The following is a 12,152-nucleotide window of genomic DNA, read 5'->3' as shown; positions in this document are numbered from 1 at the left end:
TCTGATCAATGCCGCTGCTGTCTGCGCGCTCCGCGCGCTGGGATCGCAGGCGGCGCCCCGGTCGCCGCTTCTACGCATCTGATTGCGCCGGCGACAAATTTCGCGCGGTGCCGATGGGATGAATCCCGTGCGCCGCGCCGTTTTGCGTTTCACCTATTTGCTTCACGCTTTCACGAATATGAGGTCAAGAATGGCAAAAAAATTCCCCTTTGCCGGGCGCATTCTGATGATCGGCTATGGCTCCGTCGGCCGTTGCACCATGCCGCTGCTGGAAAAGCATTTCGATATGCCGCTCAATCGCATCACCGTGGTCGATGGCGATGATCATAGCGCCGATATCGCGCGTTTCACGCAGAAGGGCGTCAACTATCTGATCCAGCCGATCAAGCCGGATAATCTGGAAGCCACGCTGTTGAAATATGTCGGCAAGGGTGATCTCATCATCAATCTATCGGTCGAAGTCTCGTCCTTCGACATCATGCAGTGGTGCCAGAAGAACGGTACGCTTTACATCGACACCTGCATCGAGCCCTGGGCCAATTACTACGACAACAAAGATATTCCGGAAGAAGAGCGCACCAATTATTTCTTGCGTCACAAACTGCTAGAAGCCCGTAAGAGCTGGCCCAAAGACGGCCCGAGCGCCTTGGCCACCCATGGCGCCAATCCCGGCCTCGTCAGTCACTTCGTCAAGCAGGCACTGCTCGAGATCGCCAAGTTCACCGGCAAGCCAGTCAGCGCGCCGACCGACCGCGAGGGCTGGGCGAAGCTCATGCAGTCGCTGGGCGTCAAGGTGATTCACGTCGCGGAACACGATCTGCAGGTCACCAATGTACCCAAGCGGCCCGGCGAGTTCTGCAACACCTGGTCGATCCACGGCTTTGTTGGCGAAGGCGCCCAGCCGGCGGAACTGGGCTGGGGTACGCATGAAAAGCGTTTGCCGGCTGACGCTGCTGAGCACAAGGTGGGTTGCAAGGCGGGGATCTATCTGCGCCAGCCGGGTTGCACCACCGAAGTGCGTTCCTGGACGCCGCAGGGCGGGCCAATGATCAGTTATCTGATCACCCATGGCGAATCGATTTCCACCGCCGACTATTACACCGTCTATGAGAACGGCAAGGCGGTCTATCGCCCGACCGTGCATTACGCCTATCACCCTTGCGACGATGCGGTTCTTTCGGTGCGCGAATTCCAGGCACGCGCCTTCGAATTGCAGCCGAAGATCCGCCTGCTCAATGAAGAGATCGTCGAAGGCATTGACGAGCTCGGCGTGCTGTTGATGGGTGATTTCGGTGCCTATTGGTATGGCTCGCAGCTCTCCATCGACGAAGCGCGCGAATTGCTCGGCCCGGATTACAACGCGACCTCGATCCAGATCGCTTCGCCGGTCCTGGCCGGCGCCATGTGGTTGATCGAGAATCCCAATCGTGGGGTCGTCGAACCGGAAGAGATCGATTTCACCTACATCCTCGATATCTGCCGGCCCTATCTCGGCCCGGTGGTCGGCGTGCGGTCCGATTGGACGCCGCTCCAGGATCGCAACAAGCTCTTCCCCGAAGCCAATCTCGATACCAGCGATCCCTGGCAGTTCGAGAATTTCCGCATCCGGCGTTAAGTCGAGGAATCGCTGGTTATCTGAGCGGATCGCCCTCGAAGAAGAAAAGCCCCATCCGCGATGTCGGATGGGGCTTTCTCTTGTAGCGTCGCCGTTCTAATAAAGTAGGAACCAGATCAGAAAGGAACGGATCATGCAGCTCGATCAGTTTCCGAGATTCCCGCTCGCCCATCTGCCGACACCGTTGGAGCCGTTGACGCGGCTGCAAGCTGCTCTCGGCGGCCCCCGTCTTTATATCAAGCGCGATGACTGCACCGGCCTTGCCACCGGCGGCAACAAGACACGCAAGCTGGAATTCCTGATCGGCGACGCGCTGGCGCAAAAGGCGACAACGGTCATTTCGGAAGGCGGCATCCAATCCAATCATGTGCGCCAGACTGCAGCGGCAGCAGCGAAGGCTGGGCTGAAGTGCCATCTAGTGCTGGAGCGCAATGTACCGATCGATCGGCCGGTTTATACCGCCGGCGGCAATCTGCTGCTGGACCGCCTGCTGGGTGCAACTATTCATTATTGCGATCCTGGCGAAACGCGGGCGACGCGAAGCGTCAAGGTGATGGAGGAAGTGCGCCGGGCAGGGGAGGCGCCATATTACATCCCAACTGGTGGCTCAAATGCGATCGGTGCGCGCGGCTATGCGGCATCGATGGTGGAGCTGGAGCAACAGGCCGGATCGCAGGGGCTTAGGATTGACCACATCGTGGTGGCCAGTGGATCGGGCGGCACGCAAGCCGGGCTGATCCTCGGCAAAGCAGTGACGCAAAGCAAGGCCACGATCATCGGCATCGATGTCGATCACGACCCGGAGCCGCTGATGGCGGCGGTGCGGAAGATCGTGCAAGAGGGGGCGGCGGAGCTTGGTCTCGGCAAGATCGCTGACGAGGATTTCCAGCTTATCCCAGGCTATGCGGCGCCCGGTTATGGGATGCCCAATGCCGGCATGATCGAAGCCGTCGAGTTGCTGGCGCGGCTGGAGGGCATTCTTCTCGATCCTGTCTATGCCGGAAAGGCCATGGCCGGTCTGATCGACATGGTGCGCCGGGGACGTTTCGGGTCGGAAGAAACGGTTGCCTTCATTCACACGGGCGGAACGCCGGCACTCTTTGCCTACGCCGATATCTTCGCATAACTGGCCGTCATTGCGGCCAGGGGATTGGCGCAAGCCGCATCAGGCGCAAAGGTCCGAAGCTCACGATACTGTCCTGGATGCTGAAGCTCAGGGTGACTTCGGGCCGGCCATTGGTGCCCGGTTTCGCCAGACCGGCGACAACCATTTTCGCCGTTTGCGCATCCTTGCCGACGATCTGCCCGCGCGCGATCATCAGGTCGATCAATTCGCCGAGGCCCGTTGCCGTGACCTTGCTCGCGCCAAGCGGTTGCAAATTCTGGTCCAGCGCAAAGGTGCCGGAACCGGTCAAGCTGAGTGGCCCCTGGGCAAAATCGAAACGCGCGACATCGACGACCCCGCCGATATCCCGCCAACGCGTCAGAATCTCCGTCACGGAATGGGCAGCCTGATCGTCCGCCGCGGCCTCTAAGGGACCCCGTATGGTTCCCCGCAGCCCGGCCTGCAGGATAGGCCCGGGCAGCAATTCGGTCGGACCTGCCGGCAAATCGATATTGGTTGCGGCCAAGGCGATGTCAGCTGCCGGATCATTGAAGTTGCTGGGAGGCGTGGGCGGTAGGGCCAGGCCCAGATGCAAGCTGCCAAGGCCGATCGCATTCTTGCCGTTATCCAATTTACTCCTTCCCGCATCGACCGACAATGCGGCGAGGACGCCGTTGCGCAGATCTACCTGCCCGGCAGCACGGTTGGCGGTGAGCCTGACACCCGCCGTGCCGTTGGTGTTGGTTTCGAGCGCGATCTCCGGCAGGATGACCGTCACGGGTCCGTCCGCCGCAAAACGGATCAAGGTGAGATCGAGCGGCGACAGATTGAGCCTGAGGGCGGCTGTGCGGACGGAAAGATCCGTGCCGCTCCATCTTCCCAATAGGCTGATATCGGAAAAATCCGCAGTAAAGGTGAAGGGGAAGCCGTGGACCTTGCCGCCTTGATATTGCACAACGGCACCCTGGGCACGCTGTTCCGCGGTCCAGGCGGCGATGCCGGCCTCCAGTTGCCGGGCGACCTGCCACCAATAAATGCCGTAGCCGGCGATCAGAAGGATGGCCAGGCAGATTGGCAGAAGAAGCCGGATAACAAGGCGGCGACGCGGGGTCATTGTGCGGCGTGTCTCCCATTGATATGGTTGAGCCGACAGCTAGGAGGCGGTGTCTCAGGTTGTCCAGCAAATTCGACCCACTGACGACAAGGGGCTGGTCACGTTTTCGCGGCAGAATATCCGGCCCGGATTATCGGAACCATGAGCGATATAACCGCGCCGCGGCTTGATGCCGCGTCGCCCAAATTCCTGCAGACGATCGCCCCAGGCTTGTTTGTGTTGCTCTGGGCTACCGGCTTTCTCACCGCCAGATTCGGTATTCCCTATGCCGGTGCGATGACACTCCTCACGCTGCGTTTCGGTTTCGCCGCCGCGATGATGCTTGTGGTTGCGCTGGCGACGGGCGCCCGGTGGCCACGATCGCCGAAGGTCATCCTGCATCTCATCGTCACCGGTATCTTGTTGCAGGCCGTCTATCTCGGCGGTTGTTATGCGGCGATCTATGCCGGGATGCCGGCCGGCATGGCGGCGCTGATCGCCGGCTTTCAGCCGATCCTGACGGCGGTCCTGGCGGGCCCCTTGCTGCAGGAACATCTGCGCGGGCGCCAATGGTTCGGGATCCTGCTCGGCTTCTGCGGGCTAGTGCTGGTGATTTGGGATAAGCTGCAGCTTGACCTCAGTCATCTCTGGGGTCTCTTCTTTGCCGTTCTCTCACTGCTCGGCATCACCGGCGCGACGCTTTACCAGAAGCTGTTCGTGCCGAAGGTCGACCTGCGCAGCAATGCGGTCATCCAATATGCCGCAGCGACGCTCACGCTTCTACCGGTGATCGGCTGGCTCGGCGTCGGTGAGGTGCATTGGGAATTGCCGTTCATTCTTTGCATGATCTGGATGGTGGTCGTGCTCTCTGGCATCTCGATCGCCTTGCTGACCTGGATGATTCAGCGCGGCGCGGCCTCGAAGGTGAGCAGCCTTTTCTATCTTACCCCGCCGGCCGCCGCCTTCGGCGCCTATCTGTGCTTCGGCGAAACCCTCGGCTGGCATGCGCTGCTTGGCATGGTCGTGGTTGCTGTCGCCATCGCCCTGGTGAACCGCCGATGAAATACAGGCCGGTCGCGAGCATGAGCGAGCAGGAACTGATCGAAAGCCGGCGCATCGTGCCGGAGATTGGTAAGGACTTTTTCGTCTTCGCCTATGGGTCATTGATGTGGCGGCCGGATTTCCCCTTTGCCGAGATCTGGCAGGCAACTCTGTTTGGCTATCACCGGACCTTTTGCATTCTCTCGACGCATTATCGCGGATCCTCTGCATGCCCCGGCCTGGTGCTGGGGCTGGACCGGGGCGGCATGTGCATCGGCCGTCTCTACCGCGTAGCCGCAGCGGATGCGCCGGCGGTCGCCACCTATTTGCATGAGCGTGAGATGATTTCCGGTTGCTATCTGCCGAAATGGGTCAATGTGCGGCGGGAGGACAGCGTGCGTCAGACGGCCCTGGCTTATGTCGCCGATCCGCATCACGAACAATATGCCGGCAAACTGGAAGACGATGCGATCATCGAGATGATCGTCAAGGCCTGCGGCTCGGCCGGCAAGAATATCGATTATCTGCGCAATACCGTTTGCCATCTCGATGAGCTCGGTATCCGCGAAACCCGCCTGCATCGCATTCTCCGGCAGGTCGACAGGCTGACCGGCGACGCCGGCTGAAGGATACCGTTATCCGCTCGTAACTTGCCGCGTCTTGGCAAAGAGGGCGGGGCTCGCCTATCTTGCCGGCTGTACAATTTGCCGGAGATATCATGGCTGCGACCGATCACCCGCGCGGATCCTATTACGCCGCATCCGCCAATCCCTTTGCGGCTTTGCCGCCGTTGACAGGGGAAATTGTCGCGGATGTCTGTGTCGTCGGCGGCGGATTCACCGGCCTTTCCGCGGCGCTGCATCTTGCGGAACGCGGCTATAAAGTGGTGCTTCTGGAAGGTGCAAAAATCGGTTGGGGCGCATCGGGCCGGAATGGTGGCCAGATCAATACCGGGCTGCGCAAATCGCCGGTCGATCTGATCGCATCCTATGGCCTGGAACGAGCCAAGGCGTTGTTCGGCTTGGCGGAAGAAGCGCGCGGCATGATCCGCGAGCGTGTCGCCCGGCATCAGATCGCCTGCGATCTCAAATCCGGCACCATGCTGGCGGCCAGCAAACAGCGCGACCTCGCCTGGATGCAGGATGAAATCGACAGCCTGGAAAATCAGATCGGCTATCATCAGGCGCGCTTGCTCGATAGGGCGGAAACGCGACGTATCATCGGCTCCGATCTCTATCACGGCGCGATCAGTGATGAAGGAGGCGGCCACCTGCATCCCCTGAATTACGCATTGGGCCTTGCCCAGGCTGCCATCGCGGCCAGTGCCAGTTTGCATGAACAAAGCAAGGTGACGCGGATCGACAATGCGGCCACTGGCCATGTCGTGCATACCGGCGAGGGGCAAGTGCGCTGCACTTATGTCGTGCTCGGCTGCAATGCCTATCTTGGCGGGCTTGAACCGCGTATCGCCGGCAAGATCATGCCGATCGCCAATTACATCATCGGCACGGAACCTTTGTCGGAAGCGGAGGCTAAAGACCTGATCGCCAATGATGCCTGTGTCTGCGATACGAAATTCGTCGTCAGCTATTATCGCCTGTCGGCCGACAGGCGCTTATTGTTCGGTGGCGGCGAGACTTATTCCTTCACGCCGCCGGTCGATATTCCCGGTTTCGTTCGCCCCTTCATGCTGCGGGTCTATCCCCAATTGGCCAGGAAGCGGATCGATTACGGTTGGGGCGGGATGCTGGCGATCACCATGAACCGGCTGCCGCATATGGGCCGGATCGGCAATCTCTTCTATGCCCAAGGCTATTCCGGCCAAGGGGTCGCGGTGACCGGCATTGCCGGCAAGCTGATCGCCGAGGCCGTTTCCGGCACGGCCGAGCGCTTCGATGTGTTCGCCGGCCTGAAACATCAAACTTTCCCAGGCGGCACTTTGTTGCGCCATCCGCTGCTGGTTCTCGCCATGCTGTGGTATGCGATGCGGGACCGGCTCTAACTGAAGGGACGCAGCCATGCGCATTCTTGTTCTCGGTGCCGGTGCTGTGGGCGGCTATTTCGGTGGCAGGCTGGTGGAAGCAGGGCGGGACGTAACCTTCCTGCTGCGTCCGCACCGGGCGGCCCAGATCGCCCGGCAGGGGCTTATCTTGGAAAGTCCGGTCGGCAATGCCACTTTGCCGGTCAAAGTCGCGACCGACGGAAGTGCCGCGATCGGCAGCGACGTCGTCATCCTGGCTTGCAAGGCTTACGATCTTGAAACCGCGATCGCCGCGATCGAGAAGCCGGTACAGGCAGGTGCTGTTGTTCTGCCCCTCCTGAATGGCTTGGCGCATATCGACCGCCTGCGGCGCGCCTTCGGCCAGGAACGCGTGATCGGCGGCATGTGCCAGATCCTCGCGACACTCAGCAGCGATGGAACGGTGCGCCATCTCGATAAGGGCGCAAGGCTGGTCTATGGGCGTTTTGCCGAGCAGATCGAGCGGCAATCGCTCGCGGTGCTCATGGAAAAGCTTGACCGGATCTTTACCGATGTCAATTTCACCGCGAAGCGCGGCGAGCCGATCGAACGCAGCCTCTGGGACAAGTGGCTGATGCTGGCGACACTCGCGGCCGCGACCAGCCTGATGCGCGGATCGATCGGCCAAATCATGGCCAGTGATGACGGCGCCAAGCTGATCGGCGGAATACTTGCGGAAACCGTCAGCGTTGCTCGTGCGGCCGGCTATCCGCCCAGCGAAGCCTATCTGGAGACCGTTCGCCGGATCGTGCTGGAGCCCGGTTCACCCGCCAAGGCGTCGCTGTTGCGCGATATTGAGAAAGGCGGGCGGATTGAAGGCGCGCATCTGATCGGCGATATGCTGCGGCGGGCACAGGCATTCGGTTTAGAGACGCCCTTGCTCCAGGTGGCCAATTGCCACCTGCAAGTCTACGAAGCCAATCTGCAGCCGTCTTAATCGCCACCGAGAATCTCCAGACCGACGGCATACCAGCGCCCATTGCCCTGATCGACGGTGATGAAGGCGATGCGTTCACCTTCATCGAGATGCCGTCGTCCCGCCGCCACGACATCGCTGATATGGACGAAAAGATCGGGGCCGGCTTCATCGGGTTTGATGAAGCCGAAGCCCTTTTTCTCGTTGAACCAGAGAACCGTACCGGTCGCCACGATCTTATTTGCCGCTGCCGGCAACATCCTGCGTGTCGCGCGTCAGATAATAGGCACCAATGATCGGCAGGAAGGTGATTGCCATGACGATGATCGCCGCGACATTGGTAACCGGCCGTTGATGCGGGCGGATCAACTCATTGAGCATCCAGATCGGCAAAGTGCGCTGCTGGCCGGCGGTGAAGGTCGTGACGATGACTTCATCGAAAGACAAAGCGAAGGCCAGCATGCCACCGGCGAGAAGGGCAGTCGCAAGATTGGGCAGGATGACATGGCGGAAGGTCTGAAAGCTGTTCGCGCCGAGATCCATCGAGGCCTCGATCAGCGCCGGTGATGACCGGCGCAATCTGGCGATCACATTGTTATAGACGACGACGATGCAGAAGGTCGCGTGGCCGAGCACGATGGTCCAATAGGTGAAGGGAACGTCACCCAAGGCAAAGGCGGACCGCAAGGAAATGCCGGTGACGATGCCGGGCAGGGCGATCGGCAACAGGATCAACAACGTGACGGATTCCTTGCCGAAGAAATTGAACCGATACATTGCCGCCGCGGCACAGGTACCAAGAACCATGGCAATCATCATGGCGACCAGTGCTACGCGCACGGAGAGCCAGAGTGCATCCCAGAAATCGGCGCGCGCAAAAGTCACGCTGAACCATTCCGTGGTCAGGCCGGGCGGCGGGAAGGAATAGCTCTTATCGTCGGTGGTGAAGCCGTAGAGGATGATGAAGAGGATCGGCAGGTTGAGGAACAACACGCCGAACCAGGCGGCGGCGGTGAGGCCGAATCCGGCCTTGGCCGAGCTGCGATCCGCGACGAGGCGATTGGGGGCCAGGAGACGATCAGAGCGCATCGAAAGCTCCCAAGCGTTTGGCGATGGCGAGATAGACCGCCATGATGGCGATGGGCACCATGGCGAAGGCGGCGGCCATGGGAATATCGCCGGAGGTTCCCTGGAACTGATAGACCGCCTGGCCGATAAAGGGCCGCGACGAGCCGATCAATTGCGGAATGATGTAATCGCCCAGCGTCAACGAAAAGGTGAAGATCGAACCGGCGGCGACGCCTGGAATGGCGAGTGGCAGGATCACCTTGCGGAAGGTCTCGCCCGGCTTGGCGCCAAGGTCGCTGGAGGCCTCGACGAGCGATCTTGGCACTCGTTCCAAAGCTGCCTGAACCGGCAGGATCATATAAGGCAGCCAGATATAGACGAAGGTGATCATCGTGCCGAGATAGGAGGTCGATAGGGACGAACCTTCAATCACCGGCAAACTCAAAATCCAATCCAAAAAGCCGCCGAGGCCAAGTTGATTGAAAATCCAGTGAATGGCGCCTTCCTTGGCCAGGATCAGCTTCCAGGCGTAAACGCGCACCAGATAGTTCGACCAGAGCGGCAGCATGACGGCGACGTAGAACAGAGCCTTCATGCGCTTGTCGGCATAGCGCGCCATGTAATAGGCAAGGGGAAAAGCGATCATCGCGGAAATCACCGTAACGACGGCCGCCATGCCGGCGGTGCGCAGGATGATCGAAAGATTCGTTGCCGAAAAGAGCCGCAGGTAATTGCCGATGGTCGGCTTCATCACCACCTGGCCGGTGAAATCATCGAGCTGGAAAAAGCTCTGCAACAGCAAGGAAAAGAGCGAGCCGAGATAGATGATGCCGAGCCAGAGCAATGGCGGCACCAGCAACAACAGTAACAGCAGGCGCGGCCGGGTATAGAGATAGGTAGAAAGGCGCCCCAGCGAAGAAGGTGTGCGGATGGTTTCGGTCAAGCTGGCCATGGTCGCCTCAACCCTGGAAACGCATCAGATCTTTGGCGTTCCACCAGAGCAGCACGGACTCGCCCTGGTTCGGCAAATATGAGCTGTCGCGGTTCTGCAGCATGACGGTCAGGTCCCCACCATTGGCCAGCGCCACTTCATAGCGGCTGCCGGCGCCGAGATAGAGGACGGATTTGACCGTCCCGGCCGTCGACATGGCACGATCCGCATGGCTCCTCGGAACACCATTGCCGGCCGGTTCGACATGTATCTTTTCCGGTCGGATAGAACAGGCGCCGGATTCGCCGGTCAGCCTCGCAGCGAAGTCGCCGTTCAGCAGATTGGAAACACCGACGAAGCCCGCAACAAATGCCGTCTTCGGCCGTTCGTAAAGCTCGCTCGGCGGTGCCATCTGTTCGATGCGACCTTGATTGAAGACGGCGATGCGGTCGCTCATTGACAGGGCTTCGCCTTGATCATGCGTAACATAGATGAAAGTGATGCCGACCTGCCGTTGGATCGCCTTCAACTCGACTTGCATCTGTTCGCGCAGTTTCAGATCGAGGGCGCCCAGCGGTTCATCGAGAAGCAATACGCTGGGCCGGTTGACCAACGCACGCGCCAGGGCGACGCGTTGCCGCTGGCCGCCCGAAAGCTGCGAGGGCTTGCGGTTGCCGAAACCGGCCAGCGCCACCATCTCCAGCGCCTCTTCGGCACGGCGCTTCCGTTCAGCCCCGGGAACCTTCTTGATCATGAGGCCATAGGCGACGTTTTCAGCGACCGTCATGTGCGGAAACAGCGCATAGTCCTGGAAGACCGTGTTGACGTCGCGATCATAGGGCGGAACGCCGACCATCGACCTGCCATGCACCGAAATGCTGCCACTGGTCGGGTGTTCGAAGCCGGCAATCAGGCGCAGGCAGGTGGTTTTGCCTGAACCGGACGGGCCCAGCATGGCGAAGAACTCGCCGTCCAATATCTCGAAACTGACATTGTCCACGGCTTTCACCGCGCCGTAATGGCGCGATACCGATTGGAAGGTTACGGCGATGGAAGATCTGGCATTGCTCATGATAGCGATCGGGGAATCCTATGATCCGTCGTTGAAGATAAGGTTTTTGAATTGAGCGGTCAGAAAATACAATGGGGGCGGATCATGGCTGATCCGCCCCCAGATCGCTAGCGGTCTTACTGGCCGCTTTGGATCGACTGATAGGCCGCGACCCAGTCCTTATAGGGCACGCAGGCGTCACTGCCGCTGCCGCATTCCTTAGTGGGGGTCTTCCAGAAGTGGATCAGGTTGAAGAGCTGCGAACCGTTATTGCGGCAGCCAACTTCGCCGATGATCTCTTCCTTGCAGGCCGCCGGGACCGCCGGAACACTGCCGAACCAGGCGGCGACGCCGGCCTGGGTCTTGGGGCTCAGGGAATGGGCCAGCCACTTATAGGCACAGTTCGGATGCGGCGCATCGCTGTGCATCATCGTGGTATCGGCCCAGCCAGTGGCGCCTTCCTGTGGGATGGTCATGCCGATATTGACCTTGCCGGCGGAACGCAGCGTATTCACCTGATAGGGCCAGGAGGTCGAAGCAACAACACCTTCAGAGGTGAAGTCATCGACCTGGGCGGCGGCGTCGCTCCAATATTTCGTCACCAGCTGGCGCTGGCCGCGCAGCAATTCCACCGCCGCGTCGAATTGCGGCTGGGTCAGTTCATAAGGGTCCTTGATGCCGAGTTCAGGCTTATGCGACATCAGGTAGAGCGCCGCATCGGCAATATAGATCGGCCCGTAATAAGCTTCCACCCGGCCCTTGTTGGACTTGCCGTCCGGCAGCTTCTGCGGCTCGAACACCACGCTCCAGCTCTGCGGCGCGTTCTCGAAGACCTTCTGGTTGTACATCAGGACGTTCGGGCCCCACTGCCAGGGCACGCCGTAATGCTTGCCATCGACCGTATGCCACGGCGCCGATTGCAATTTCGGATCGATGTTGTCATAGCCGGGAATCAAAGCGGTGTTGATCTCCTGGACGGTGCCGCCCTTGATCAGCCGCAGCGAAGCATCGCCCGATGCGGTGACCAGGTCGAAGCCGCCGCCATTCATCAGCGACACCATTTCGTCCGAGCTGCCGGCGGTCTTCACCGTCACCTTACAGCCGGTTTCCTTCTCGAAATCGGTAACCCAGTCGTAATTCTTGTCGGATTCTCCGCGCTCGATGTAGCCCGGCCAAGCGACGATCGCCACTTCGCCTTCGCCGTCACCGATAGCCTTCAGCATGTCGGCCATCGCCGCGCCGCTCATCGACAGGACGCCGATGGTCGATGCCAGGGCGGACGCCACCAGCCTCGCCGAATAGGACATAATGC

General features: G+C 60.3%; 12 protein-coding genes. 6 read left to right on the top strand and 6 right to left on the bottom strand.

Translation table 11 applies throughout. The features are described 5' to 3' along the window. The first annotated feature begins 190 nt into the window (after window positions 1-190). Together SMD27_RS00755 and SMD27_RS00750 are read left to right on the top strand one after the other, a co-directional pair. The gene (locus tag SMD27_RS00755) at window positions 191-1,615 is read left to right on the top strand and encodes a homospermidine synthase (RefSeq protein WP_320506428.1); all 1,425 of its coding nucleotides are present in this window, start codon (window positions 191-193) and stop codon (window positions 1,613-1,615) included. A 133-nt stretch (window positions 1,616-1,748) separates the two neighbouring features. Then, window positions 1,749-2,741 (top strand): D-cysteine desulfhydrase family protein, encoded by a 993-nt coding sequence (locus SMD27_RS00750; protein ID WP_320506427.1) that lies wholly within the window; start codon window positions 1,749-1,751, stop codon window positions 2,739-2,741. Window positions 2,742-2,748: 7 nt separating this feature from the next. Here the strand turns inward: SMD27_RS00750 and SMD27_RS00745 are convergent, their stop codons facing one another. Continuing rightward, window positions 2,749-3,834 carry a DUF2125 domain-containing protein gene (locus tag SMD27_RS00745; RefSeq protein ID WP_320506426.1) on the bottom strand — a complete coding sequence of 362 codons (1,086 nt, stop codon included), beginning with the start codon at window positions 3,832-3,834 and terminating at the stop codon, window positions 2,749-2,751. A 141-nt stretch (window positions 3,835-3,975) separates the two neighbouring features. Here SMD27_RS00745 and SMD27_RS00740 point away from each other — a divergent pair, with 141 nt between their 5' ends. The 4 genes from SMD27_RS00740 (at window position 3,976) to SMD27_RS00725 (ending at window position 7,811) form a co-directional block, all read left to right on the top strand. Beyond that, entirely contained in the window at window positions 3,976-4,875 is a 900-nt protein-coding gene (locus tag SMD27_RS00740) for a DMT family transporter (RefSeq protein WP_320506425.1), read from the top strand. Further along, on the top strand, window positions 4,872-5,480 hold the full coding sequence (locus tag SMD27_RS00735; protein WP_320506424.1) for a gamma-glutamylcyclotransferase: 609 nt from the start codon (window positions 4,872-4,874) through the stop codon (window positions 5,478-5,480). The genes SMD27_RS00740 and SMD27_RS00735 overlap by 4 nt, the downstream gene beginning before the upstream one ends. A 92-nt stretch (window positions 5,481-5,572) precedes the next feature. Beyond that, window positions 5,573-6,856, top strand: a complete 1,284-nt coding sequence (locus tag SMD27_RS00730) for an NAD(P)/FAD-dependent oxidoreductase (RefSeq protein ID WP_320506423.1) — start codon at window positions 5,573-5,575, stop codon at window positions 6,854-6,856. Between the two features lie 16 nt (window positions 6,857-6,872). Continuing rightward, on the top strand, window positions 6,873-7,811 hold the full coding sequence (locus SMD27_RS00725; protein ID WP_320506422.1) for a ketopantoate reductase family protein: 939 nt from the start codon (window positions 6,873-6,875) through the stop codon (window positions 7,809-7,811). On the opposite strand, the gene SMD27_RS00720 is transcribed toward SMD27_RS00725, so the two are convergent. The 5 genes from SMD27_RS00720 to SMD27_RS00700 all read right to left on the bottom strand — a co-directional run bounded on the left by SMD27_RS00720 (window position 7,808) and on the right by SMD27_RS00700 (window position 12,147). Further along, the gene (locus SMD27_RS00720; protein ID WP_379990892.1) at window positions 7,808-8,050 is read right to left on the bottom strand and encodes a cold shock domain-containing protein; all 243 of its coding nucleotides are present in this window, start codon (window positions 8,048-8,050) and stop codon (window positions 7,808-7,810) included. The two genes, SMD27_RS00725 and SMD27_RS00720, sit on opposite strands and share 4 nt — an antisense overlap. Further along, a complete protein-coding gene (locus tag SMD27_RS00715) occupies window positions 8,028-8,879 on the bottom strand; it encodes an ABC transporter permease (protein ID WP_320506421.1) in 852 nt (283 codons plus the stop codon). Before SMD27_RS00715 ends, SMD27_RS00720 begins: the two co-directional genes overlap by 23 nt. Further along, window positions 8,869-9,810: an ABC transporter permease gene (locus SMD27_RS00710; protein WP_320506420.1), complete on the bottom strand. Its 942-nt coding sequence runs from the start codon at window positions 9,808-9,810 to the stop codon at window positions 8,869-8,871. The genes SMD27_RS00715 and SMD27_RS00710 overlap by 11 nt, the downstream gene beginning before the upstream one ends. A gap of 7 nt (window positions 9,811-9,817) precedes the next feature. After that, window positions 9,818-10,861, bottom strand: a complete 1,044-nt coding sequence (locus SMD27_RS00705) for an ABC transporter ATP-binding protein (protein ID WP_320506419.1) — start codon at window positions 10,859-10,861, stop codon at window positions 9,818-9,820. Window positions 10,862-10,977: 116 nt separating this feature from the next. After that, on the bottom strand, window positions 10,978-12,147 hold the full coding sequence (locus tag SMD27_RS00700) for an ABC transporter substrate-binding protein (protein WP_320506418.1): 1,170 nt from the start codon (window positions 12,145-12,147) through the stop codon (window positions 10,978-10,980). Window positions 12,148-12,152: the final 5 nt, after the last annotated feature.

It is taken from the genome of Dongia soli (assembly GCF_034044715.1).
In the GTDB taxonomy this organism is placed as follows: domain Bacteria; phylum Pseudomonadota; class Alphaproteobacteria; order Dongiales; family Dongiaceae; genus Dongia_B; species Dongia_B soli.
The sequence above is the reverse complement of the archived record's forward strand: the minus strand, read 5'-3'. Positions and strand labels throughout refer to the sequence as shown.